Genomic DNA, 24,791 nt, shown 5'->3' with positions numbered 1-24,791 from the left:
AGGCATCCAGCTTCGGCCGCTTCACGGGGGCCGTCCGCCGATATCCGGGCGGAACCGAGAACGCCATCATCTTGGCTACGCTGTCGCGCGCGATGTTGAAATGACGCGCTGCCTCGCGCTGGCTCATCCCCTCGGCACAGGCCAGTCGCACTCTACGATACAAGTCCACGGTGAAAATCCTCCCGCCCTCCCTGTCGCCAGAAAGGGTAAAGGTGGACGACTTTTACGCCGCCCGCAGCAGGATCATCCCGCCGCTACCGTGGCCGACTTTTGCACCGCCGTTCTCATTCCACGACGGCATCGGCAAAATAGACAGTCTGCTTCTGAAACACGCCGCCGCTGCCCGTAAAACCCAGCAGCGCAACAAGACAGACAACGCCAAACAGGAACCATGACACGCGCTGGACGGTCCAGAACACCCTCTGGATCCTTCGCTCTTCTTGCAGTTGGAGGCCGTCCTCACGCACTGGCGGAATGCTAATGTCTTCGATCATTGGCTCATCGTCCAAAGCATCTTCCCGTTTCCGAACCGTCCGGGCAGCTACGCGGTTCCGCAGATAGCGCTTCCCAGGCCTATCAGGGTGATATCGATCTGGGGCGAAGGACTTCTTTGGGCGCTTCTCGTGTCGAAACTGTACGGACCTGAGCATACGGCTGAGAGGCAGACCGCCTGTCAAACAGGTTTGCCTTTCACTGGCAGCGTCCCAATCTCCGCCCCGTGTGTCAGATCAGCGGAACCAACCGGGTGACGTTTGAAGAGCTAACGGCAGGAACAGAACGATGTAGCGCCTGTTAAGCGGAAGACAGAAAGGGAGCCGTGATGCTTGAATGGATTTCCGCCAACAGTGATGTCATAAATGCTGTTGCAAACGTTGCTATGTTCTTCGTCTGGATCGCTTATCTCCAGGTCTTTCTGCAAAGCTTTCGGCGGCAGCGCCGATCAAAAATCGTTATCAACCAAGCTGCTGGCTCCGAACTGGACGCAGCTTGCTTTATCAGCAACATGAGTTCGGAAGCCGTTTATATCGAAAGTGTCCATGCGACCCTGAGATGGGGCGACAGGGAAGTGCAACATTCGATCACGGACTATAAGATTGACTTAGGGGACAACGCGGACCCAAGAAACAAAACGTTCCAGGGGCCTCTCAAGCAGGGTGACTACGCTTCGATCGGCACGTTCGACAGCATTATCAACCGCACCAGAGCGGAAGGTGAGGCGAGTCCCATGCAGGCGGAAACAGACCGGGTCAGCATCGAAATCCTCGTGATTGGAGACCACTTGTCCGACGATCTTTTGGTCGGAGCGAAACGCACCTTTATCGCGCATTTTGATAATGGAAGGTGGACCATAAGGCCTGAAGCAGCCGCAACAGAACAACTGCGATCACGCAGCGAACGGTTCAGGCTTCACGATCAAATCAGAAGCCAAGCCGCAGACCATTGAGGCAGAGCTATCCTACAAGTTCATTGCGCTTTCGGCTCAGACCCGCCGAAGGTTTCGGGCAGATTTGACAGCGGGAAAAGGTTGATGAGAGTGTTGTGGGGTCACAGAACCATGGGGGTTACCATGACATTCGCAAGACAAAGGCCTCAAACCTCTGAACCTCAGAATCTGACCTCGCTCTCCTTGAAGCTCGATCACAGGGAGAACAAGGATCGGCAGGCCAGCAAGAGCAACCAGATGACCGGTTCAGAACCCGATGATGACCTCGAACGTATGATCGAGGCGAAGGTCGCCATGGCCTTGCGTCTGATAAAGTTCTGAGCGCAGAGAACTGGACATGACTTTGAACCCTTCGGCCATCCAGTCTGAGGGTCAGAGCACAGCGTGTCACATGCAGAGAACCTTGATGGCAAAAGTCGTCCTCCTCAGGGACATTCATGGCAGGATGCATGTCTTTGAATGCCCGCCCTGGCGCATGGTCAAGGTGACATCGACCCTTGATGGCGTGAGCGTGGATCTGTCCAACGGGGACGGGATCGCGACAGTGAAGGTGAGCGAGACGCCGGAAGGCATCGGAATCCAGTTCAGGGACTGAACTTCACAATTCCCGGCTGGCCAAGCTTCAGAATGCCTGCTCATATCCTCCCGGGAAGAAGGAGTTGACCATGATCCGCTCGGAACTGGTAGGAAAGCTCATGGAGACCTACCCTCATCTATCCCGACCTGTGGTGGAGGCCGCTCTCAACTCGATCCTGAACGAGATCACAAACCGTCTCGCCCAGGGTCAGAGGGTCGAGATCCGGGGGTTCGGGAGTTTTGCCAGCAAGATCCGGGATGCCCGAATGGGCCGAAATCCTAAAACCGGAGAACCTGTGCAGGTGGAGAACAAGCAAGTTCCGCGGTTCAGGGCTTCCAAGCACCTTTTGGAGCAGCTCAACGGCTCAAAAACCCCTGGTTAGTCCTGCTCATCGCGATCAGCGTCCGATGCCCGCAGCCTTGCGAAGCGTTTTGAGCTATAGAATGACCCGCGCCAACCTGCTGGTCAAAGACCCTGAGAGAAGATCAGGTGTCTAGAATGAGTAAGGTCCACAAAGTGGGCATTCCGATCCCGGGCCTCCAGGACTGCTATGCGGGCCCAAGCGGCCGGTCAGAAAGATCAGGCGAGACTTGCGACGTCGGCGAATGGGGACAAGATGCCCCGTTGGCGGCGCCACGTATCGATGGTATAATGAAGTAATACCATGCGCACTCGGAGGACTTCATGGCTGCCGTTCACCCTGTTGCCGTAAAGCTGGATGCCGAGGTTCATGCCCGGATGCGGGAACTTGCCAAAGCACAAAACCGTACCCCGCATTACCTGATGCGGGAGGCCATCGCTCAGTATGTTGAACGCGAGGAAAAGCGTGAGGCGTTTCGGCAGGAGGCGCTGACGGCATGGGCGTCCTATCAGACCACTGGCCTGCATGTGTCTCATGCCGAGGCGGACAACTGGTTGGCTCAGCTCGAAGCTGGTCAGGATGTAGAACCGCCTGAATGCCACAGCTGATCTGGACGCCGAAATCGCTGCAGGGCGTCCAGCGGTGCTATCGGTTTCTGGCTTCCAAAAACCCGGATGCCGCGTCCCGCGCAGTGCGGGCCATCCGGGAGGGCATGCAGATCGTAGCCGCGCAGCCGGGCGTAGGGCGCCCGGCCGACAAGATGGCCCCGGAGTTCCGGGAGTGGCTGATCGCGTTTGGGGACAGCGGCTATACGGTCCTCTATCAGGTGGACGGCAAACAGGCCGTCGTTCTGGCGATCAGGCATCAGCGTGAGGCAGGATACTTATGATCCGGGAGGGTAGCTTCGCATGCCGTCCAGGCTGAACATCGATGTCCGCCACGCTGATCTTTCGCTGCAGCATACCCGCAGTGATGCAGCGCTCGGCAGGGTGAGAAGCGATGCCACGGGAGAACTCCTCGATCCGCGAAAGCTCAGCAAATCATGGCTTGTCGCGTTTCAGAATAGAACCCACCCTGCCTCACCAATAAGCTCTATAACCATTGTTATGTCGTCAGATAACGCCGGCCATCCTCAATCCATACTCAGCTAATGCACAGATCGCCAGCACAGTGACCGCGCCCGGCTCGAAGTGGAACACCACGACGATAGCCATGATGAGCACTGCAAGCGCGGCAACGTTCAGTGTTCCTTATACCAGGAGGTCCATTTCCAGCCCCAACGCGGTGCCATGAAAATAAGACCTCCGATGCGCGACAGGCCGCCAAGCGCAAAAACCGGCACAAGCGGTATGAAAAGGAACTTGGTTGAAACCTGGCATCTCGGGTGGAGCGCACTTTCCATACGCATCACGATCGTGGTTATATTTTCTTATCGTCCGAGCTAATGTCTCAAGATGAACAGTAAAGTTAAGCCTCCGACTGAAATGCTGCATCCGAGCGGGGAGTTCACGTCCCCCGTTCATCCCACGGCGCAAGGGGTGACCTTCGATCACCCGATCAATGAACCCGACAAGCCTGCCCATCCGCGGGACGGGAGACCCCATCCACGGTCCTGGGCCGGTCCGCATCCACGCCTGTCGTCCGGCCCTCATCCAAGATTGCGAAAGTAGCGCAGCACTACCGAGCGTTCATGCCAACAGAGCGTCCAGCGCATCCGGCCTTCCCAGTGCCATCGGCGCGCGCCATCGGGCGAGGTCCCCGTCCGGCCCCTCGAAGCTGGTGAACGGGACCCATCCTTCCGCCGTATGAATGCGGACGTCGCCTCCGGCTGCCAGTACGAGGGCAGCACCTCCAGCCACATCCCAGAGGTTTGGCGCGCCAAGCCGCGTGCCGGCGAGAAGGCCCGCAGCGACAAACGCGCACTCGATCGCAGCCGACCCCGTCAGCCGTGTGTCGAAGGGTTCCGCCGTCCCGCCTTGCGGCGTGCCGACAAGGCTTCGACGGACCTGCGCCCGATCTGGTCGTACGAATTCAGCACCATCGAAGTTCAGGGAGCCGCCGACATGCGCGGAGTAGACGCCAGGGCGCAGCGCATGGGTGGCTGAGCACCACAGCGCGCCGACAACCGGACGGCCACGGCAGAGCACGCCAATGGATGCTGCGAACATCGGCAGACCCGATACGAAGTTTGCGGTCCCATCGATCGGATCGATGGCCCAGACCCAGTCATGATTTCGTCCCGGGCGGTCGTCGATCTCTTCACCGATGATATCGTGACCCGGCGCGGCTTCGGCCAAGCGCGCTCGTATCATGACCTCACATGCGTGATCGACCTCGGAAACCGGATCGCGCATCCACCCGGGCGCGCCTTTGTAGCTGACCTGCATCGCCTTCCCCAAGGCGAACTGGATATCGGCCCCGGCGAGGGCGGCCAATTCCGCAGCAAGGCTTTCGATCCTTTGCAGCTCGTCGATCGGCGGGTTCTCCATGGTCATTGTTGAGCGCTCCGTTTGTCCTCAAAATCGAGATCCGCGGGATCCACCTCCCGGACCTTCACATGGTCCCGAAACACATCGACATCCATGGCAGCACCGGTGCCGCGCCCGCGCCGGGTCACGTTGAGGGCGCCTGCTGCGGTGGCCAGTCGCAGCGCGTCGCTGACGCTGAGGCCCTGTGTGCGTGCGACAGCCAAACCACCCGTCATGGAATCCCCGGCACCTGTGTGATCCCGTGGCGTCACGTTCGGTGGTGTCGCGAGCCAGAACTTTCCGTCAAATCTGGCGAGAGTTCCGCGAGCGGCACAGGAGACGACGATATCGCGCGCCCGATCGACAAGCCGGTCCATCCCGGCGGCGATGGCCGACCAGGAACCATCGGTCGCATAGCCGTCCGCCACCATCTCCTCATGACTGATCTTCAGGACCCCTATTCCCTGGTCGATCGCCTTGAGAGGCGCGCCTGCCACATCAGCGATGATCTCCACGCCGTTTGCTGCGAGATCGCGCACTACAGTTCCATAGAGTGCAGGGTCAAAGACTTCGCCGTCCCGCAGACCGGTCAGGGCGACCGTGCCGCAGCGCATCCCCTCCGTCAGGAGCGCGTCCAGAAGATCATCAACCTCATGCCTGTCCAACCTTGCCGGCCGCATCTCTGCAATCTGCACCCGTTCGCCACCGCGTCGATCATGAATATAGGCACCGTTCGACCCGGCAACGTCCACCGATCGCACGGCGATGCCCTCGTCACGCAACATGACCGCCGCTGCTCGCCCGATCTTTCCGCCGAATGGTCCGACGAGGGTGACGCGGGCACCAAGGGACGCCGCCATTCGCGCGACCCAAACGCCCTGTCCTCCTGCCCGGRCAACGATATCGTCGGAGCCGTCTTCCGGGGAGGCYTCGATCGCAACCGTGATCAACGGCCACGGCGCAAACACGCACAGATTGCTGCTCGAAGCGCCCTTAGATTGTTCGTCGGGATTTGATGGGTCAATGTTCTTAGTTGGCATGCCGGTGTGTCCAATCCTTGTCTCATTGACATGCAAACGATTGGTCAGCTGCTATGGGTCCGCTCCTCAAGCCACGCGCTATGAAATCATGGGTCAGCCGCGCTGCCGTTTACGACGACAGCCCATTGGGTTTCGGTGAGATGCATCTCCTGTCAAACTGCCCGACAGTAACCTACAGGAGGATAAATGGTCCTGCGGATCAAACGTGGCCAATCGCTATTACTCCTCATGATGGCCGCTTTTTCACTCAATTTTCTGCACGCCGTAGTACAAGGCCCCTTCGGCTTACTCGAGCTTATTCAGATCAAGACAAAGATATTTAACGATTAAGCTACCGCTGAAAATCTAGCAGTGACGGAAACTACGATTTGACGTTTTCTAGTGTCCAAGAAGGAGGAGATCAGAAATGCGGAAACGCAGAAACCATAATATTGATTTTAATTCGGGTATTATGCTTAACAGGCCGCTGAATTAGTCTCTAATCAGGAACGGCCTTCCTAAGGGTCTTCGGAACTGACGGCAGATGCCACGGTTCACGACCCCTCCAAGCGAAGCGCGGTTTTCCCCCTGCGGCCTCATGCGGCCAGCACGCGGGGCAGTCGGGCAAGGTTGTTGGCGGCCAGCGTCAGGATGAAGCGGGACCGCACGTGCTCGACTCCACGATAGACGGTTTGCGCCATGCCGCCGATGGTTTTCATCCAACCGAAGGCCTTTTCAATCCGCTTTCGATGCTGGATGGAGAGGGCATAGCCCTTGTGGCGGGTCGTGCAGGCGTCAATTTCTGAATGGCGCAATTTCTGTGCGACATGTGGCGTCACATAGGCTTTGCGCAGGTCAGCTATGAACCTCGCGGCGGCGTAGCCCTTGTCCGTGTCCATCGTCAGGCGCCGAGCCGATCCGGGGGAGTGGAGATGGATCATGTCCAGCGCGGCGTGTCGTTCGGCATGACCGTCTGGCCGGGTCAGGTCGCCCTGCACTATCAGGCCCGAGCGGCTCTCCATCGGCGCATGCCCCATAAAGCATAGCACCGCCCAGGTGCCTGGCGATTTCTTGTAGAGCCGAGCCGTATGATCGGTGGTCGAGACAGGCGTGGCGTTCGAACGCTTCTCGCCCCCGAAATTGACCTTGGCATTGCGGTGCTGGTGGCGCGGGGCATCAGGTTTGGCTCGAGTTCGGGTTGGGGTTGGGGTTGGACGGGCTGGTCTGCGACGATGTCGTATCTGAGCGGATCATCCGGCCCCTCATCCTTTGACAGGGCACTCTCTGCCTTCGACTGGAAGCTTTTCATGGAGGCCCAGGCCTTGACCAGCGTGCCGTCGACCGAGAAATGCTCGTCAGATAAAAGCGGCGCGACTTCGCGATGCGCCAAGATCGCCGCCATCACCTTGCGCGACATCTCGGTCGTCAGCAGCCGGTCGCGGCTTTTGGTGGACATGGTAGGAACCCAGACCGGATCATCGATGCCGAGGCCGACAAACCAGCGGAACATGAGGTTATACTGCATCTGTTCCATCAACTGCCGCTCCGACCGGATAGAGAACAGGATCTGGATCAGGATGCCGCGGATCAGCCGTTCCGGCGCAATTGATGGGTGGCCAAAGTTGAAATAAAGCGCCTCGAACTCCGCAGTGAGACTGGCCAGAGCATCATTCACCACCTGCCAGATTTTGCGCAGTGGGTGCTAGACGGGGATTCAATCTTCAAGATCACCATAGCTGAACAGCGATCCACTCCTCTCGTCCGTCCCGCGCATTATCATTCCCGCCCGATATCGTGCAGATGGTGGATCATCCGTAAACCACGTCGAGAGACAACTATTTCAGCGACTTACTATAGAGCAGAATATGAGTGTGGATCCACGTAAAATACGTGATCATCAATCGACCGGACCCGAACCATTTTGGGTGCCCATTGGGGCAATACGGCTGTGGTATGATAATGATCTGCTCCACGCAGCTCTGGCAGCGGACCATTCACGAGAACTTCTGCTGCAATTCTTACCGCTTTTTCCCAAGACGCATCATCGTTTATTTCTGGATATTCATAGCGCGATGTCATGAAACTGAACTGCGTCGGAACGACGTTTTCGCACGCACTATCTCCCCACCGGTGAGGAATTGCAGCCCGTTGCAGAATGACGGACGCTACCGCGCGCTGCCCGAACTCTTCTTGATCACGTGCCTCGTGATAGATCGCGACGGCAATACAGGAAAGATCGCTGGCGTTGCGCAAGGATGGTGGAGGCGAAGGGATAGCAGCCCCCCTTACAATTTCATCGGGGGTTGCAGGTCGAGGGGCAGGACGAAATGTTATTACCTTTGTGGGACGTGGTAACGGCGCGATGGCGACTTCAAGTGTCAAACCGCTGCTATCAAAGCCGGACTCTTCAGGATCAGCCGCTGCTTGTTCAATAGGGTTTGGCCCAATTACTATTTTTCGGTGATAGACAGCCTCAGAAGCAGAACGCACTGGCGCGCCGAGGCTGCCATTGGGCGCAGCGAAGCTCGATGTCTCGCCGGTCGACAGCTGTTGCCGTGTAACGGACACAACAGCTCCTGCAGAGCATAAGGCAATAAGGACAGTTAATGCTACAGACTGTGCCCGAACCATTTGCATGTTCCCTTGATTGCATAAGGAACAGAGATCGACGCACTTGTGTTCCGCTTTCGCTCTGTGGACTGTGGCGATCCCTTGTGTCAGCAAACTGAAATGCGGAAATGCCGTCCTTGGGCCGCCCGTTGGTGAGGCCGAAATCTATACAACGCGGGCGGTGCAGCTGGGCTTGGCGCCTGAACAGCCACGAATGGGTGTCATACTGTGCAGGATCGACGAACTGCCGCAGTTGCAGGCCGAGGAGAAGAAGTCTCGACTATCATTCAACGGTAAATGGCTTGGCCTTTAGGCAAAACTCAGCCCCATACCCGGGCACGCATAACATTTACGGGAATTAGGATTGCTACGGAGCGAACTAGTTCGTCGGGAGGTAACTGCGTTCTCAAGTTGCTGGCCAGACAGTTGCTCCTCCCAAAGACCGCTGCCTGACCTGCGCCGAATATATCGTGGATAACCATCAAGAATGCCTATCCGTTTTGGCAGGTCGGCGTCACGCCGGACCGGCGTCTGAAATGTGGTCGCAGAGATGCTTTGGAAGGCCTGTCACCATAACCAAGCTGGAAAACATCGGTATCCGGCGGTCCAGTTCTCTGGGTGCAGAGCAATATCAACCGGGCTACGGTCGTGGCTGATGAAAGTTCAGTGACAGGTCACCTTCCTAATCTAGACGTGCGAATTCGATGCCTCGTACTCTGCTTCAGATTTACGCGAGTGATCACCCACGAAGCGGATCGCTCTCATGGCTCGGTCGGTGTAGATCTCTGAGCGCAGCGGCCAGTCATGTGCAGCCTCGAACAAACCGGGCATCAGGTCATACTCTGCCTCTGCCTCTTCGGTGTTTCTCATCCACAGATGTGTGCCGCACGTGCCGCAGAATGCTCGTTCGGCAAACGGAGTGGATTGAAACTTCGTTACCGGGCCTTCCACTGTCACTGCGTCAGGCGTAGCCGTGAATGACATAAACACACCGCCTGTCCATCGTAGGCACATTAGGCAGTGGCATGCGCCCGGTCGTGGGTCATGTTCGCCTTGGACGGTCACCGTGATCTCGCCACACAAGCCGTTGCCCGAGAACGCTTGATTGCTTTTCATAATCTCTCCTCATCGATCTGCAGGATAAACTCAACTGACCATCATGCTAAGAACCGCGGCCTACCCGGATTGATCGTATCGTCGCTGAGCATTGGCAAGATAAGCAAGAGCCTCGAGCAGATCTCGCCTTACCTCCGATATCCGAGCCTCGTAGTCACGGATGTTTCCTCACATTCCTGGACTCGCTTGTGCGCTTCCGACAAGGCTTCGGCCAAGCGCTTACGACGAACCGTGTTCAGATCTACAGTCATATTGCATGAACTGCATTCGACGTGAACTGTTCCGAACGAAGGATTACCGCGGCATGTAACGCAGCCAAGTGTTATGAAATGTCGTCCATCGGAACACGGACATGACCGGCGGGAGAGAGCAGTTGGGGTCAAGAGACCATGACCGCGCCGGTTCGTCCAATGGTGACACTGATCGCAATTCCTGCAGCTTTTGTCGACAGTCCCGTGTACTACGATTGCGGTTTTAATACGGCTGGATGACCTCGATGACGCCAGCGAACACAGCAGAGATGATCAGGGCTAGAACCTCAAAAGATGTCCGGCAAATCTTAGAACAATAGTCAGACTAAGCAAATCACCTTTCGGAACATTGGATCCAGCCATCTGTTGATGGTTCAGGAGGACCATGTCATGACGCAAGACCAACCGAAACCGACCCCCACCGATCAGGCTCGAGAGGCCGCAACGACGGAGCGACACCCCGAAGTGCCTGACCATGTTTTAGATGAGAAGGACCCTGCTGTACCCGGCGGCAACCGCCCTGACGCCGCTGTCGCGGAAGACCCAACCAAGCCTGGCTTGATTGATAAGAGCAAGACCTGACCAAAGTGACCATGCATTGATGTCAAGGCCCGCCCGCTCGGCGGGCCTTTGAATATGAAAGCGTGTCGGTACAATTTAAGGGATCGCGAGATTGTTGATGCTCCTATAGGTTGAACTGGACAGCATTCCCTGTTGTCACTCGGCCCCGCTCGGCAACTCCCTCCAGCCGAGCGGGGCATTTTTTCCTGACAGCTGTTCTGAGACCGTCCGCTATCAAGACCGACAGACAAGGATCGTCTAGAAGACCAACGCGTGTTGATGCTTCTGATCTAAACGCGGGATTCTGCGCAGTTCGAGGCAAACTTCGGACTCTGGATCTTCCACTATTCTCCAAAGTCTTTGCGCGTGCGGACGCGGTCAGTCGCCCACCCCAAATCCATCCGCTCTGGCATCAATCGCAGTTCGCGACGCCTCGGTTCGAACCGGCGGCCAAATCGGTGGCTTGCCCGATCACGCGTGATCGCCGAATGTCGCTGCATCAGAAATCGTCTTGGAGAATGAAATGCCCAGAGGAACGGTCAAGTGGTTCAATGCGGACAAGGGCTTCGGCTTCATCCAACCAGAAGGCGGCGCGCAGGATGTCTTCGTCCACATCTCGGCCGTTGAGCGCGCCGGCTTGCAGACCCTGAAGGACGGTGCAGCCGTGTCCTACGAACTGGAAACAGGTCGCGGCGGCAAGACCAGCGCGATCGACCTTCGGTTGGTATGAATACTGCCGGCGGCCCCGGCAAGTATCAGCTGACTTTGCTGCACGGCCGAAATTGTTTGCAGGCGACCCGTGCTCGGGTCGCCCCTTTGTCTGCATCGGATCACCGTTGGCATATCGCGTCTCCATTGTAGCCAGAACCCGGTTAGGGAGACTGCCAACTTCTGGCGCTACTGGTTGGATGTGACGGTATGAACCGCACCGCGTGGCGCGAGCGCTACCTTACCAAAAATGCATTGAGCCCACCAAAAAGCGGGTCGAGCGCCTGGCCGACCTCATCAATGCGCAAGTTCTCGAGACAAACATCTGGTGCGTTGAGGCTGGGAGCGGCAAGCACCTGACACGCGCGGACAGAAGCACTGCCGTCTTTGAAATGTTGCTCGAGCAGATCCGGCCGGCTGTAGTCGTCGCACACGGATCGAAGGCAACCTCCCTGCTCGGTCAAATGAGCATTGGCGCGCAGGTGATCGCCGTGCCTCACCTGTCCAGACTGGGAAGCCCGAAGGGCTTCGGCTGGAGCGACGAAAGGCTCCAGCAGCGGGCAACCATGATTGGCCTCACTCGATCTCCATTAAAAATGCGGTCAGAAATCAAAAAAATAGCAGTCCGACAGTGCATTCAACACCTGCTGCGTGCAAATTAAATCGGCCATTGCCACAAGGGCGGCTGCGCCAAGCGACCCGACCCTGCCCAGAAGACGGAACTGCAGAACCGGCATGCCCCACGCGAATGGCGAGACCGCTGCGATAATCAATGATTGCAGGGTCAGGCACCATGGCGGGCGCCAAAGCCGTCGAGTGCTTGTTGCATGCTTTCACTGACGTAAACGCACTTACCAGCAGCTTGCTCTTCTTGGATCCGATCCCCTATCAGGCGTGCCTCGTGCAACGGGGAGTGATGACCGGCATCTTTCACTTTTGAAAGCGCAGCTTCGTCAGATGTGATCTGATCGTTATACCCGGCGACATATCGCGTAGAAAAAAACGTAAAACCAACAAATGTCAGGCTTTTGAATGGAGCATCAAGGAAGAAATCAGCGCAGACCATGCCCGTACTGGGAGCGTGACCGCCCAGCCTTTCCGACAGTGCCCTATAATGCTCGTAGGGTACTATTTTTACACCTGCGGAACTTCCGAACTTTTCCTCAGCAAGCAGGGTATCAAGAAAAGCGCTTTTCTTGAGAGTCCTATGGACGATATATTTTACGCCAGCACGGTTGATATCATTCAAAGTGACCGGCTGACTACCACCAGCAAAACTGTGAAAAAGCACATCGCAACGCAACGAATCTTCTTTCCATAAATCAAGAGACGTATGGATACCATTCTTCATTCTAACAACAATGTCGACTTTTGAGTAGTCGATGCTTTTCAAATCATCGAACAGAGTATTGGCAGGACCTACAATAAGTATCCTTTTGCCACGAAATTGTTCCGGTGATATCGTATATTGATCCTTGAACTGCCTATACAGCGTTTTGTATATTACAGAACGCAGCAGCCTGGGGGAATGCTTGGCAAGTGCATGCCTGTATCGAGAGATCATGGTTGAGCGTAGGCTCCTTGCAAAAGGTGAAGTAAAGAATACCGGCCTTGTTTTATCACAACCACCCTCACCAAATCCTCTCTCGCTTCCGCTGCTCTCCTGAAAACCCCGCTTGTGCATTCAAGAACCCATCGCATCTCGTATCAGTTGATTAAGTGTCCGGTATGGATGGAGAAAGAGATTATGAGTACGATTTCACGGTAGAGGTCGATCCATGGAATCTTTTTCAGCGAACCACAGGTCAGCATGCTCGCATCTCCGGTATTCTTCGAAGTACGGGCCTCCTTCGGTATAGTGAATAAGATGCGTATCCTCGAGGGGAGTGTCGCTGTAATCGACCAGGTGGTTCCAACCTTGGGGCAACGCGCCTATCCGACTGTCATCCGTTAGCCACTTGAAGCGATGCAGCTCGAGGCCGGAGGCCGTACTCACGTAATCAGGAGTAAGTGCCGTGCAGCGGGCGTTATTGAACAGCATCATGCTCGACCAGTTTTTCTTTTCATAGGTCGTCTGCGTTGCGCCCCGGAATTTTGTCTGCTCTTGGGGGACATGGTCGTGCTGGACGCACATCAGGTCATAACGGTCATCGCGCATGGCCCAGAGCTTAGCGATGTCATCAATACAGAGCATATCGCAGTCCATGAATATGGACCATCCGGAATACCCGCTCAACCACGGTACAAGAAACCGAGAAAACGAAAACTCCGTCGATTGGAGCGCATTTCGCTCACGGGTAAAAACGCCCTCCAGACCGCCAAGCACGATCGGCGTGATACTCAAAGGCTGCGTGGCCCGCGAGAGGAGGCTATGAGACAGGGCATGGTAGGCCACAGGCTCGTGGCTGTCATAACCGATGAAGATACGGATCAGGTCTGCAGTACTGGCTTCGGGCAAAATAATCATCACTTCTTGCAGGAATTTAAGGTCAGCGTGATTGTGGCAGGGACGCGACTGTCTCACCACCAAGTCCACGGCCGTAGTCACGGACTGAGACTGTTGCAGAAAAACTTTGGATGACAAGTAATTCATCCTGGGACGTGGCCCTCTTCTGCCATCCTACGACGATAGTCTGCACGCGGTACGACCGTTAGACCTTTGTGGGATTCGCGGCATTTTTCGTTGGCAGGTGGCGCGTTCTTCCATCGCGTAGTTAGCAAGCTTGCTACCTGGAATGGAGCTCGATGCTCCAGTCATGAAACGATCACCGTATCGTCACAGAAATGACATTCGTACCCCATACGTCAGGACCAAATCTGGAGTATCCATGCCGCATGTCCGCGCACTCAGCCTTAGCAAGTCCTTTGACACTACAAACGTCCTGAATCAAATTGATTTGGATCTCCCTCAAGGCTCATTTCTAGCTTTGCTGGGTCCGTCAGGCTGCGGCAAGACCACACTTTTGCGCCTGATTGCCGGGCTGGAACTGCCCGATGCGGGTGAGTTGCGGTTTGATGACCAACTAATTGCCGCGCCCGGCCATTTCGTATCGCCCGAGCGTCGTGATCTGGGCATGGTGTTCCAGTCCTATGCCCTGTGGCCTAATATGACGGTGCGCGGTAACGTTGCCTTCGCCTTGCAGTCACGCCGCATGACAGGGATTGAACGGCGCGCCCGCGTGGACCAGATGCTGACCGCAACGGGTCTGTTACCCTTGGCGGATCGTCGCCCGCAGGATCTGTCGGGGGGTCAACGGCAGCGGGTGGCGCTTGCGCGATCGCTGGCGCTGCGTCCGGGGCTACTGTTGCTGGACGAGCCTCTGGCCAATCTCGATGCGCATCTCCGCCAGCAAATGCTTGTCCAGTTTCGTCAGTTGCATGCCGAGACGGGCGCGACTTTTATCCTTGTGACCCACGATCAGGATGAAGCGATGACGGTCGCCACCCATATCGCCGTGATGGACAAGGGCCATATCCAACAGATGGGATGCCCTGAAGACCTGTATCGTCGTCCCGCAACGCCGATGGTGGCGCGCTTCATCGGTCACGGTGTCACTGTACCAGTACAGGTGACCGGGACGCTGGATGGAATATGCGACCTGCATGTGGGGACTGCGGCACTTCGCCTGCCCGGTACAGCACAACCTGGCCCCGGCTGGCTGTGCCTGCACCGCGAAGACCTGCGTCTGTGCGACGGGCCCGGGCATATACACGCCCGCATTCTGTCGCAGAGCTTTCAGCATGGCCATTATCTGACCCACGCTCTAACCGACGCGTTGGACGATCAGATGCTCACCCTCTTAGTCGATCGCCCGCTCGCCATGCATACGGCGGTCGGGCTGGAGATTACCGGCGGTTGGGTGATCGGCCGCGCTGACGATAAAACCTCGCAAGCCGGCGCACGGCGCGAGGCCGTCAATGCCTGAACTGCGCGCCATATCAGGGGTAGGCAGCAAGGGGCCCGCCTGCTTTCTGCTTCAGATCGGGGAACGCAATTTACTCCTGGATCTGGGCCGCGGTCCTGATGAAGATCGCGCGCCCGATCTGCGCGATCTTCCGCCCATTGACGCGATCATCTTCAGTCATGGTCACGCTGATCATACAGGCGGCTTGGATCTATGGCCGGATCTGGGAGCCCCACCGTTGTTCGCCAGCCGCCCCACCATCGCGCTCGCCCGCCATCCCGGCCTGCAACAGGCGCGGCCCCTTGACGGCCTGGGCCAGATCTTGGGTGTAGCGCTGCTGACCGGTCCTGCGGGCCATGCGCCGGGGGCGGTCTGGATGCGGATCGGGGGCAAGGGCGGCCTGCTGTATTCGGGGGACGCCTGTGCCGAAAGCCCGATGTTTTGTGCCGCGCCCTACCCGCCCGCAGCAGCAATGGTGATCGACGCCTCGTACGGGGTCGCGGACCAGCCGCTTTCCGTGCAGATCGAACAGATCGTGTCCCAGATCGACGGACCTGTCCTGTTGCCTTGCCCCGCAGGCGGGCGCGGACTGGAGATTGCCGCAACGCTGCTGCAGCGCGGTCTACCGGTCAGCATCTGCGCCGAGCATCGTCGTGTCGTACGGATCCTGCGCGATCACGCGGACTGGATGACGCCACAAGGTCGCAGCGCGTTGTCTCTGCTGGACCAAGCAGCCGATCTGCATGCGGACAGCCCGATTGCCGGCTCGATGATCGCCGCGGGTCCCAATGCAGAACGCGGTGTCGCGCACGCCTTGTCCGGGCGCATCCGTGACGCCGGCGGTGCGCGGATCATCTTTACCGGCCATGTTGCTGCGGGCAGTCCCGCGCAGGACCTGATCGATCAGGGCCATGCTGTCTTCAGTCGCTGGAACGTGCATCCAACCTTGTCACAGGCCAGCGAAATGGTCGCATCCGCCGCACCGCAGGTGATGTTGGCCGCGTTTTGCGCAGCCTCAGTCGCGGACGATCTGCGTGTGCGGACTGGCTGGCCTATTGCTCGGGGCGAGAGGCTGGTCTGGTGAGCCTCTTCGATCATCCCCGCTTTTATTTGCTGCGTCACGGCCAGACAGTACACAATGCCAATGACCGGATTGCGGGTGCGACCGATGCACCCCTGACAGACATGGGACGCGCACAGGCCGGGCACGTGGCGCTGACCTTGCGCGATAGACCCATCGGGCGCCTTTTTGCCTCGCCTTTGCAGCGCGCCTGGCAAACGGCCCAAGCGATCGCGGCTCTGCGCCCCGACCTGGAGATACGGCCCGCCCCCCTGCTGGCCGAACGCGACTGGGGCATTTGGGAAGGCGCGCCCCGTGCCATGCTGGACCGCGACGCCACGCCCGAGGGCGGCGAAAGCCCCGAGGCGTTTCATGATCGCATCCTGCAGGGCTGTGCAGCCATCTCCGGCCCCGCCGCGCAAGAGGCACCGCCCCTGATCGTGGCCCACTCCGGCACCATCCGCTCAGTGATGGCAGTCCTTGATCTGCCGTTTCTGCGCCCGACGAATTGCGCGCGGATTACAATCTTTCGCGATCCGCGCGGATGCTGGTGCGCCGACCCGCCCGTGGTCGTGCCCGACCCCTTTCCCCAAACTTTGAGGCTGTCATGACCCGTATCCTGATGCTGACCACCGCTTTGTCCGCCACCGCGTTTGCTGCACAGGCCCAGACCCTGACCATCTACACGTCGCAACCGCAGGAGCAGATGACCGAGGTCATCGCCGCCTTCAACAAGGATCATTCCGATATCTCGGTCGATATCTTCCGTTCGGGCACGACCGAGGTGATGGCCAAGCTGCAGGCGGAGTTCGCCGCCGGCCAAAGCCCCGCCGACGTTCTGCTGATCGCAGATGCCGTCGCGATGACCCAGCTCAAGCAGGACGACCGTCTGATGGCCTATCCCGAGGCCCCTGTGGAGGGCATCGACCCGGCCCTGCTGGACGCGGATGCTATGTTCTTTCCAACGAAGTTGATCACCACCGGTATTGTCTACAACACCGATCTGGTGGACAGCCCGCCGACCTCCTGGGCCGATCTGGCCACGCCCGAGGCGGCGGCGATGACGATCATGCCATCGCCGCTTTATTCCGGTGCAGCGGCGATCCATGTGGGCACTATGGTCCAGCAGCCTGAATTCGACTGGAGCTATTTTGAAGCACTGTCGGACAATGGCGCCGTCGCAGGCCAAGGCAACGGCACCGTGCTGGAGGCCGTCGCGCGGGGCGAGAAGGCATATGGCGTGTTGGTCGAATACATGGCCATGAACGCCAAGGCGCAGGGCTCCCCGGTCGATTTCGTGTTTCCGTCCGAGGGCGTGACGGCGGTGACCCAGCCTGTGGCGATCATGGCGGGTACTGACAACGCCGATGCCGCCCGTGCCTTCGTCGATTGGCAATTGTCCGAGGCCGCACAGGCCCAATCGGTTGCGCAGGGCTATTTCCCTCTGCGCGACGGCATGGCAGCGCCCGAGGGCTATCCCGACCCTGCCAGCCTGACGCTGATCGGTGCCGACAATGCCCGCTTGCTGTCAGATGGAGAGGCCGTCAAGATGGAGTTCTCGGACCTCTATGGCGGCTGACCTGCACCTGCTGGGTGACCGGCGTACGGGGGATGGCGAGCGTGTGCTGGCCATCCTTCTCTGTCTCTATGTGACGTTGATCACGCTCTGGCCCATGGGTGAGGTGCTGGTGACGGCCTTTCGTCCCGGCGATGATGGGGCGCCTTTGGGTGTTCTGCGCGACACGCTGGCCGCACGGGCAACGGGGCGGGCGTTTATGAACACGCTGACCTTGTCGCTCGCCTCCGTCGCGATCTCGGTCGTATTGGGCGGTTCACTGGCGCTGGCCGTGGGGCTGATGCGGATGCGGTTTCGGGCGGTCTTGTCCTTTCTAATCCTGATGTCGCTGATTATTCCCTCACAGACGCTGGCCCTGTCCTGGATTGAACTGATGGGGTCGGGCTCTCCGATCCTACGGGCCTTAGGACTGGCGCCTGCGCAAGGTCAGGGCAATCCTCTTTATTCACGCAGCGGTATCGCGCTGATCATGGGGATCGAGCATATGCCGCTCGTCTTCATTGCCATTCGCGCCAGCCTGAAATCCGTGCCCGCCGATCTGATCGAGGCTGCGCGCATTGCAGCCATCCCACCCCGACGGGTGCTGATGCGGATCATTCTGCCGCTCACCTATCCATCGGCGCTGGCGGGTGCGTTGCTGGCCTTTACCGCGGCTGTCGGCAATTTCGGCATCCCGGCTCTTCTGGGCATTCCGGGGCGGGTGCCGATGCTGACGACACTGATCTATCAGCGGCTGAACGGCTTCGGCCCTTCGGTCGCAGGGCAGGTCGCGGTGCTGGCACTGATCCTCACCACGTTGGCAGGGGTGGCTCTGTTGCTGCGCCATCTTGCCTTGCGCCGCTTGACCCTGCGCATCGAGGCAGGCCGGGCTTTCACCCCCGCGCATCGCGCGCCGCTATGGGCGCAGGGGGCGCTCTGGGTCGTGGTCCTTGTCATCGCGCTCCTGCCGTTGGCTGCGTTGACTCTAACCTCATTGACCCCGGCGATCGGTGTGCCGTTTTCAATACAGGTGGCAAGCCTGGATCAATATGTCCGGGTCTGGTCCAACCCGGCCGTGAGCCGGGCGTTCTTGAACTCATTGACCTTATCAGGTCTGGCGGCTGTGATCTGCGTCGGCGTGGCGCTGCCGCTGGCCTATCTGCTGACGCGCCGGCCCAGCCCTGCCGCCACCCTGTTGGACTTGTCTGCCGAGGTGCCTTGGGTCGTGCCCGGCACGGTCGTTGCGTTGGCGATGATCCTGGCCTTTCTGCCACCGCTCCCCCTGATCGGGATTTCGCTCTACGGCACTTCGGCCATCATCCTGATCTCTTATCTGGGCCGGTTTCTCCCATTGGCGCTCCGCCCGGTCGTGGCTGCGGCCCAGAACGGGGATCCGGGACTGGAGGAAGCCGCCCGCATCGCAGGTATCGGTTTGGGGGGGCGGATAGTGCGAATTTTTATGCCCTCGGTCACGCCAGCGGCCACGGCAGGGGCGGTGCTGATTCTAATGACGGCGATGAACGAGTTGACGCTGTCCGCCCTCCTGTGGTCCTCAGGGCACGAGACGATCGGCGTAATGGTTTTTTCGCTGCAATATGAAGGTAACTCAACCGCCGCGGCGGCAGTTTCCGTTTTGTCCACGTTACTCTTGTTTACATTATGTATGTTTGCGGAGCTGATAATCGGACGCACCGGCTCGTCAACTCTTCCATGGCGCGGCTAGATATCTGACTTTGATTTTTGGGATTTCGTCGCAAAGTGAATTGCGCCTTAAAAGGCCGCTTCAAAGCCTGATCGGCTCGACATCAACACAGCATGCGCTGGACGGCCGCATGTAAATTAGTTCAAGAAAGTGTCCCAATCTGCGTAGCGACTGCTGAGTAGAAGAGGCCGCTCGCGACGATGACGAGCAGGTGCCAGATCGTTCGATGAAACGGCAAGCGCGTTGCCACGAAAAACCCAAATCCCACCGTATAGATGAGCCCACCACCCAAGATCAGTCCGAAGACAAGTGAGGACATTCCGCCGAAAAGCGCGTCTCCGGCAATGACGCCTGACCATCCCATGATCAGATACAGGCTTATGGCGACGCTGCGCCATCTATTCGGCACGAACGTGCGCAATCCCACCCCGAGAGCCGCGCAGCTCCATATCCAGACCAGAAACCACCCGGTCTCATGGGGAGACAGAAGCGCGAATGCCGTATAGGTGCCGGCAATCTTCAGGTAGATTGCCGAATGATCGAGCCGCTGCAGGTACGGTGTCCAGGTCTGTGGATGCGTCATGTTGTAGAGCATCGAGCATAAGATCATCGCGATGAGTGTGAGACCGTATACCGAAGCACCGACCAACCCGAAGTCCGTAGTGTCTGTTGACAATGTCCTCATGATCAGGAGGGGAACCGCGAGCAGTGCTGCTGTCAAACCGGCAATATGAACCAACAGGTCCGACATGGTTTCGAGCCGGCTGTATTCGATGCGACGCGGTAGGTAAAAGCTCATCAATAACCTTCCATCGTTGATCGCTTCAAAAACCGCGCGGCTGATATTGAATCAGCTTGGGACAAAACCTCAGACGTGTACGCGTGCTTCAGGCCGCATCCTGCGTCGGCTAAATGATGATGTCACGAAGAGCACTGACATCCCTTATTTGCCTTTCACTTCCGAGCGCGTCGTCACGAGCAAGCCTCCGGCCTGCTTGATTGACGTGCCGCATCACGTCGCCAGCCGGATGCCGACTGAAATCAAGTCCGGTTTGACTGTTCAGTTCCTCCAGGCTGACCTGGTAGAGACGAAAGGGCTCGAATGTCAGCGTCGTCTCCAGATCGCCTAGCAAGTCTTCCTGGGTCAGAATGAATGCGGTCAGACGCGGCAGGTCCTCGAGATCGCGCCACCCGATCAGCTTCCAGAATGCCGCCGGGATACGAGCCCCTCGATATTCGATGTCAGTCGGACTGAAGATCGGACCTGCCTGCACGGACAGACGCAGCTTGGCGATACCGGCTTGAGCAAACACGTGATCCTCGAGCTCTCCCCAGAGGCCCTGACGGGAGGACTGGTTATAAGCCTGATGCTGCGGGGCGATATTGGTGTAGTAGAACGAGTCGGCATTGGCCTGCTGCGCTTCGGCGATGCCGCCCCAACACAGGTCTGCGCGCCGGGCGATGTGACCCCGGTCGAGAACGTTGTCGCTATAAAGCGCGTTTCCCCATTGGTGTTCGGCGTCAATGCGAGGATCGAGGGCAAAATCTGACCGCGGAAGTTTCACCATCCGCGCCCCGTCCACGTTCCAGGCAACATAGCGCGCCATGCGCCGCTCAGCCGACAAACACAGGCTGAAATGGGTATAGGGGATGCTTGTACGGCCCTCGAAGAGAACCGCGTCAAGCGCCATGTCATCAGAAAGACCCGGCTCCGGAATAGGAATACCTGTGAACCCGGCATCATAGCCGTCGCGCGGGTCATCTCCATCAAGTCCCGCGGTCATATCTGGATAGTTCTCTAGGTGATCCCCCGTGCACGTTTTGACTGCCGGGGGGGAGACAGTGCCCGGCGACCAAGTCAGGTCCAAACTGCCGCTCGTGACGATCTGCCGATCAGCAGCGGACTGGCCTGGGTCAGATCTACCGCGCACTCTGTCGCCAACACCCGCGTGATCGTCCATTCGCACCGTGAGATCCACACTCCGTACGGTATGGTCAGCAGGGACGGGAATGCCATTGAGCGCAACGAGTGCTGATCCCTCCGCGCGTCCGGGACAGTCGCTCGATGGTTCACCTTGGACAATGACATTGACGCTTAATTCCAGAAGACTGTTGCCGTCCTTCCGTTGTATCCGGACGAAGGTCCCATTGGCAGCGGCAGGATGGCCGACGCCATTGATCCGGATATGGCAGCCGGTGCTTTTCTCGTTCGTTTCCGACTTCGACATCATGCTGTCCCCGGCCTGTACAGGGTGATGAGACATCGTGAGTGTAACACGGGCAAGAAGATCACGTACACGATGACGTCGGTAGGCTTGCACATGATCTTCAACGTCTGAGGGCGGCATCGCTCCTTGGTGCATGCTTAAGGATCGGACAGAGCTTTGGGCCAAGCCGCATGCATAAGCTCAGGCTAAAAGCCATTTCCAGCTCTTCGCAGGGTCTGCACCTGACCGGTCGCTGAGCGACGCGGCATTGAGGTCACGCCACCTCTGCGTCTGAGGACATAAGCCACAGCCTGACCGCATCCCTGGATGCCCCGAAGATGCCGAAGCTATCCAGCATTTTGACGCAGGTTGCAGGATCAGCCACCGGCCGCGGGCGCTTGCCATGATCCGCCCGCCATACGCAGACCACAGATCCCTGCTCGTCCGTTTCGGCAATCAGCATTCTATCCGTATTCGTGTTCATCCTGCGGCCTGTATCCCCGTCTCACACAGGTCAGATAATCCTGTGCGTGATCACGGGCCATATGTCTAAATAGCAGGATTGCGTGCGCCTCGAATTCAGAAAATCGCGGATCTTGGCGGAGAGCTTCTGGCCGCGTCACTTTATCCACAATTTCTGGGGATAGTTCTGGGGATGGGAAGCTGGTCCGAGATGTTGTCTGGCTGCACTGATAGGCTGCCTCTACCCCACTTAGAGGCCCTTCTATTAGCGTGAAGGTGTCCTACGAGCGGGAAGGGCCTGAGCAGATGGGGGGCCTTTTTTCTGTCCGCCTGCAAAACTGGTGTCATGGCACTTGTGCTGTCGCCCACTCCACATAGAAAAGCGGCTGCAGTTCCCTGCAGCCGCCACCTGTCCCAGGCAATCTCTCATGCCCAAACAATTACGGGACCATGCCTCATCAGGCAAGACATACAGCCTCCTTGGTTCAGTGCCGTCACGGAAGTGACACGGACGGCATCAGCGGTTTTGCATCCGATCAGCTTCTGATCAGGAAGTCCGCCAGCACGAATCCATCGGCATGCATTGCCCGGGTGAGTTGGGCGGAGCTGTATCTGCTGTCATGCGTGATGTCCCGCCCGGCCCAGGACGGGCGTGGAAACTCGTGATGTTCGTGCGGCAGCTCCACATCGCAGGTCACCAGACCCGCCAGCGCACCCAGATACTCGTCGACTTGCCAGAGCAGGCCGCAGAACTGGATATCATGCCGCCGCTTTTCCAAGCTCGGAGCGCTCGGGAACTCGCTGATCATGTCGGCCGCCTGGTCGGGCGCCAGATCGAAATGAAACTCGCTGCGGGAAACCCCTGTGCGGTTGCCCTTGATGGTCAAGGTCGCCTGGTCATTACAGACACGGATGCGCGCCTTGCCGGTGTCGAAGCGGGCGACCAGATAGTCCTTGATGTGATGACAGCCCAGTGTCTCGCCCCGCCAGTCATCGCTTGTCACAAGGAACTTGCGTTCAATCTCGATACTCAATCTCGCCTCGTTGGTTGCGGCCCATGCACAGGCCGATCAGACTGGTCAGGGGCCGTCGCGGCGGCTCTTGGGCCGCAGCGCAAGGCTCTGCTCTGAACTCAGGGGTTTTTCTTGATGAGGGCGCGCAACCCTTTGCGCATGCCGGGGCAGCGCAGCAGCTGCGCGGCTTTCGCGCTCGAGACCACGATCCTGTCGCGTTTGCGTCGCTCGGGCCATCGCTTCAGCATCTTCTCCACCCGCATCGCGTAGAGTGTCAGAAGAACCTTCCGTCCACCTTGCCTGCACGTCACGACGGTTTTTTGGCCGGAGTGGATGCGGCCCCGGATGCCGCCCTCCTCGTAAGCTTCCCGACGGGCAGATCCCCTGCCCGACATGCCCGGAATACGGCGCCCCTTCGGATGGATCCATTCCTTGCTTCCCGGCCGGCTGACCAGAACGACCTTGTCCCGCCCCTTTTCAGGAAGAAGACAGAGAACGCCGTATCGTTTTTCAGCCACCGGCCAACTCGCGGACAAGAGATACCCCTGTCAGTGCCAGCGACTTGTTGCCGAAGCGCTTGTCGGTGCTGACATCCCGACCGAACCACGCCGGTGCGACAAACTCGCGAGCATCGGCTTCGGATTGGAATTCGACCTCGACCATCACTAGCGGTGCAAGATCACCCTCGAAGATATCCAGCTCGTAGGTCAGCCCCCCGTCAAGCTGACCGACCCACCGGGTCTTCACGACGCGGCGGCCTTCTGTCTGCGGCCATAGCATCTCGAACTGCGCCTCGCTGATCTCGATCTCACGCTCACCCCGAACGATACCCTCTCCGGATTTCACACAGAGAACGAATGTCTCATCGGTCTGGCGAAGCCGAACCTCGACGGAGTCCTCAGGCACGGTCAGATAGCCCTGGCGCAGGGACGATCTGTCGGCCAGAGACAGGTCAGGCATCCGCGCCACCAGGAACTTCCGCTCGATCTCAACGGGTGCTTTCATCGCGCTCAGCCCTCCATCAATCGTGTCTGAACTTCTTCGTAGATCTGCCTGTATGCTTGCGCGGACGGACGCTCAGATGCGAACGCCAGCACCGGGGCTCGATTGACACCCATCCGCTCGACATCGGTGGAAAACGGAAGGGCGGCCTCCAGGATCCGTTTCGGGTAGGCCTCGCGCATGCGTGCCATGGTCTCGCCGTGCAGGCTTTTCTGCCGCTGCACCATCGAGAAGAAGGCCGCGATCTTCTTCTTGCTGCCCTTCGCGTCCTCATGGCCGTCGATGAAGTCCAGAAGCTGTTCGAACGTCCGCTCCGACAGAGTGGTCGGAATGACAGGGACCACGATCAGGTCCGCCGCCTGAAGGACGCTCTCGGAGAGTGTCGAGATGTTCGGCGGGCAGTCCAGGACGATGATATCGTAGTCGCCGCCGACAGCCTTCAGCGCCTTCTTCAGGCGCGACTGGCTGTTCTTCATCCTTGAAAGAAAGACGTCGAAATCGCGAAAGGTCATGTTGGCAGGGAGGATGTCCAGATTTTCAAAGTCGCTTCCGCGAATGGCCTTTGTGACTTGTTTGGCCTCCTCAAAGAACGCCTCGTTGTCCAGTTTCTGAGATGGCTTCACGCGAAAGTAGAAGCTCGAGGCACCTTGGGGATCGAGGTCGCAAAGCAGGACGCGATTGCCGGCCTCGGCAAAGGCATAGGCGAGGTTGACGGAAGCGGCCGTCTTCCCGACGCCTCCCTTGTTGCTGTAGCAGGCGACAATCTTCAT

General features: G+C 58.4%; 28 protein-coding genes and 1 pseudogene. 13 read left to right on the top strand and 16 right to left on the bottom strand.

What is annotated here, in order from left to right:
* Positions 1-284: 284 nt before the first annotated feature.
* Positions 285-494: a hypothetical protein gene (locus SY26_RS21530; protein WP_046000295.1), complete on the bottom strand. Its 210-nt coding sequence runs from the start codon at positions 492-494 to the stop codon at positions 285-287.
* 326 nt (positions 495-820) lie between these two features.
* Between SY26_RS21530 and SY26_RS06715 the strand changes: the two genes are divergently transcribed.
* The 6 genes from SY26_RS06715 to SY26_RS06690 all read left to right on the top strand — a co-directional run bounded on the left by SY26_RS06715 (position 821) and on the right by SY26_RS06690 (position 3,271).
* Positions 821-1,444, top strand: a complete 624-nt coding sequence (locus SY26_RS06715; protein ID WP_045999883.1) for a hypothetical protein — start codon at positions 821-823, stop codon at positions 1,442-1,444.
* A gap of 123 nt (positions 1,445-1,567) precedes the next feature.
* Positions 1,568-1,765 (top strand): hypothetical protein, encoded by a 198-nt coding sequence (locus SY26_RS06710; protein ID WP_157020436.1) that lies wholly within the window; start codon positions 1,568-1,570, stop codon positions 1,763-1,765.
* 85 nt (positions 1,766-1,850) lie between these two features.
* Positions 1,851-2,039 carry a hypothetical protein gene (locus tag SY26_RS06705; RefSeq protein WP_139599605.1) on the top strand — a complete coding sequence of 63 codons (189 nt, stop codon included), beginning with the start codon at positions 1,851-1,853 and terminating at the stop codon, positions 2,037-2,039.
* A 70-nt stretch (positions 2,040-2,109) separates the two neighbouring features.
* Entirely contained in the window at positions 2,110-2,403 is a 294-nt protein-coding gene (locus SY26_RS06700; protein ID WP_045999880.1) for an HU family DNA-binding protein, read from the top strand.
* 302 nt (positions 2,404-2,705) lie between these two features.
* Positions 2,706-2,990: a CopG family ribbon-helix-helix protein gene (locus SY26_RS20330; protein ID WP_084693731.1), complete on the top strand. Its 285-nt coding sequence runs from the start codon at positions 2,706-2,708 to the stop codon at positions 2,988-2,990.
* Positions 2,978-3,271, top strand: coding sequence for a type II toxin-antitoxin system RelE/ParE family toxin (locus SY26_RS06690; RefSeq protein WP_045999878.1), 294 nt, complete (start codon positions 2,978-2,980; stop codon positions 3,269-3,271). The genes SY26_RS20330 and SY26_RS06690 overlap by 13 nt, the downstream gene beginning before the upstream one ends.
* A gap of 799 nt (positions 3,272-4,070) precedes the next feature.
* Here SY26_RS06690 and SY26_RS06685 read toward each other — a convergent pair.
* From SY26_RS06685 to SY26_RS20315, 5 genes and pseudogenes are all read right to left on the bottom strand, one after another.
* Positions 4,071-4,877 (bottom strand): inositol monophosphatase family protein, encoded by an 807-nt coding sequence (locus SY26_RS06685; RefSeq protein WP_045999877.1) that lies wholly within the window; start codon positions 4,875-4,877, stop codon positions 4,071-4,073.
* Positions 4,874-5,890, bottom strand: a complete 1,017-nt coding sequence (locus tag SY26_RS06680) for a 1-phosphofructokinase family hexose kinase (RefSeq protein WP_064503544.1) — start codon at positions 5,888-5,890, stop codon at positions 4,874-4,876. The genes SY26_RS06685 and SY26_RS06680 overlap by 4 nt, the downstream gene beginning before the upstream one ends.
* 575 nt (positions 5,891-6,465) lie before the next feature.
* Positions 6,466-7,583 (bottom strand): annotated as a pseudogene (locus SY26_RS20325) (IS5 family transposase).
* A 137-nt stretch (positions 7,584-7,720) separates the two neighbouring features.
* Positions 7,721-8,500, bottom strand: coding sequence for a cell wall hydrolase (locus tag SY26_RS20320; RefSeq protein WP_194886541.1), 780 nt, complete (start codon positions 8,498-8,500; stop codon positions 7,721-7,723).
* 666 nt (positions 8,501-9,166) lie between these two features.
* Entirely contained in the window at positions 9,167-9,595 is a 429-nt protein-coding gene (locus SY26_RS20315; RefSeq protein ID WP_084693729.1) for a GFA family protein, read from the bottom strand.
* 641 nt (positions 9,596-10,236) lie between these two features.
* Between SY26_RS20315 and SY26_RS21005 the strand changes: the two genes are divergently transcribed.
* Together SY26_RS21005 and SY26_RS06665 are read left to right on the top strand one after the other, a co-directional pair.
* Positions 10,237-10,428, top strand: a complete 192-nt coding sequence (locus tag SY26_RS21005; protein WP_157020435.1) for a hypothetical protein — start codon at positions 10,237-10,239, stop codon at positions 10,426-10,428.
* A gap of 502 nt (positions 10,429-10,930) precedes the next feature.
* Complete coding sequence (locus SY26_RS06665) at positions 10,931-11,137, top strand: cold-shock protein (protein WP_045999875.1); 207 nt, start codon at positions 10,931-10,933, stop codon at positions 11,135-11,137.
* A gap of 214 nt (positions 11,138-11,351) precedes the next feature.
* On the opposite strand, the gene SY26_RS21000 is transcribed toward SY26_RS06665, so the two are convergent.
* The 3 genes from SY26_RS21000 to SY26_RS06650 form a co-directional block, all read right to left on the bottom strand.
* Positions 11,352-11,549 carry a hypothetical protein gene (locus SY26_RS21000; protein ID WP_157020434.1) on the bottom strand — a complete coding sequence of 66 codons (198 nt, stop codon included), beginning with the start codon at positions 11,547-11,549 and terminating at the stop codon, positions 11,352-11,354.
* 350 nt (positions 11,550-11,899) lie between these two features.
* Positions 11,900-12,799 (bottom strand): hypothetical protein, encoded by a 900-nt coding sequence (locus SY26_RS20995; protein WP_157020433.1) that lies wholly within the window; start codon positions 12,797-12,799, stop codon positions 11,900-11,902.
* A gap of 75 nt (positions 12,800-12,874) precedes the next feature.
* On the bottom strand, positions 12,875-13,639 hold the full coding sequence (locus SY26_RS06650) for a glycosyltransferase (protein ID WP_198143105.1): 765 nt from the start codon (positions 13,637-13,639) through the stop codon (positions 12,875-12,877).
* 304 nt (positions 13,640-13,943) lie between these two features.
* Here SY26_RS06650 and SY26_RS06645 point away from each other — a divergent pair, with 304 nt between their 5' ends.
* From SY26_RS06645 to SY26_RS06625, 5 genes are read left to right on the top strand one after another with little or no spacing between them, the layout of a single operon-like run.
* Positions 13,944-15,041, top strand: a complete 1,098-nt coding sequence (locus tag SY26_RS06645) for an ABC transporter ATP-binding protein (RefSeq protein ID WP_045999872.1) — start codon at positions 13,944-13,946, stop codon at positions 15,039-15,041.
* Complete coding sequence (locus SY26_RS06640) at positions 15,034-16,104, top strand: MBL fold metallo-hydrolase (RefSeq protein WP_084693727.1); 1,071 nt, start codon at positions 15,034-15,036, stop codon at positions 16,102-16,104. The genes SY26_RS06645 and SY26_RS06640 overlap by 8 nt, the downstream gene beginning before the upstream one ends.
* Complete coding sequence (locus SY26_RS06635; RefSeq protein WP_052714958.1) at positions 16,101-16,691, top strand: histidine phosphatase family protein; 591 nt, start codon at positions 16,101-16,103, stop codon at positions 16,689-16,691. The genes SY26_RS06640 and SY26_RS06635 overlap by 4 nt, the downstream gene beginning before the upstream one ends.
* Positions 16,688-17,659: an ABC transporter substrate-binding protein gene (locus tag SY26_RS06630; protein WP_045999871.1), complete on the top strand. Its 972-nt coding sequence runs from the start codon at positions 16,688-16,690 to the stop codon at positions 17,657-17,659. Before SY26_RS06635 ends, SY26_RS06630 begins: the two co-directional genes overlap by 4 nt.
* A complete protein-coding gene (locus tag SY26_RS06625) occupies positions 17,649-19,358 on the top strand; it encodes an iron ABC transporter permease (protein ID WP_052715169.1) in 1,710 nt (569 codons plus the stop codon). Before SY26_RS06630 ends, SY26_RS06625 begins: the two co-directional genes overlap by 11 nt.
* Before the next feature lie 121 nt (positions 19,359-19,479).
* On the opposite strand, the gene SY26_RS06620 is transcribed toward SY26_RS06625, so the two are convergent.
* The 7 genes from SY26_RS06620 to SY26_RS06590 form a co-directional block, all read right to left on the bottom strand.
* Complete coding sequence (locus tag SY26_RS06620) at positions 19,480-20,136, bottom strand: hemolysin III family protein (RefSeq protein WP_052714909.1); 657 nt, start codon at positions 20,134-20,136, stop codon at positions 19,480-19,482.
* Positions 20,137-20,245: 109 nt separating this feature from the next.
* A complete protein-coding gene (locus SY26_RS20310; RefSeq protein ID WP_232303290.1) occupies positions 20,246-21,568 on the bottom strand; it encodes a DNA/RNA non-specific endonuclease in 1,323 nt (440 codons plus the stop codon).
* A gap of 250 nt (positions 21,569-21,818) precedes the next feature.
* Entirely contained in the window at positions 21,819-22,028 is a 210-nt protein-coding gene (locus SY26_RS06610) for a hypothetical protein (RefSeq protein ID WP_045983468.1), read from the bottom strand.
* A gap of 514 nt (positions 22,029-22,542) precedes the next feature.
* The gene (locus SY26_RS06605) at positions 22,543-23,040 is read right to left on the bottom strand and encodes a CYTH domain-containing protein (protein WP_045999869.1); all 498 of its coding nucleotides are present in this window, start codon (positions 23,038-23,040) and stop codon (positions 22,543-22,545) included.
* A 98-nt stretch (positions 23,041-23,138) separates the two neighbouring features.
* The gene (locus tag SY26_RS06600; RefSeq protein WP_198143103.1) at positions 23,139-23,537 is read right to left on the bottom strand and encodes an NUDIX hydrolase; all 399 of its coding nucleotides are present in this window, start codon (positions 23,535-23,537) and stop codon (positions 23,139-23,141) included.
* A complete protein-coding gene (locus tag SY26_RS06595; protein ID WP_045999867.1) occupies positions 23,530-24,024 on the bottom strand; it encodes a CYTH domain-containing protein in 495 nt (164 codons plus the stop codon). The genes SY26_RS06600 and SY26_RS06595 overlap by 8 nt, the downstream gene beginning before the upstream one ends.
* A 5-nt stretch (positions 24,025-24,029) precedes the next feature.
* Complete coding sequence (locus SY26_RS06590; RefSeq protein WP_045999866.1) at positions 24,030-24,791, bottom strand: ParA family protein; 762 nt, start codon at positions 24,789-24,791, stop codon at positions 24,030-24,032.

The sequence above is a fragment of the Paracoccus sp. 228 genome, from assembly GCF_000967825.1.
Lineage (GTDB): Bacteria > Pseudomonadota > Alphaproteobacteria > Rhodobacterales > Rhodobacteraceae > Paracoccus > Paracoccus marcusii.
Note: the sequence above shows the minus strand (reverse complement) of the source record. Positions and strands in the feature narration are given on the sequence as shown.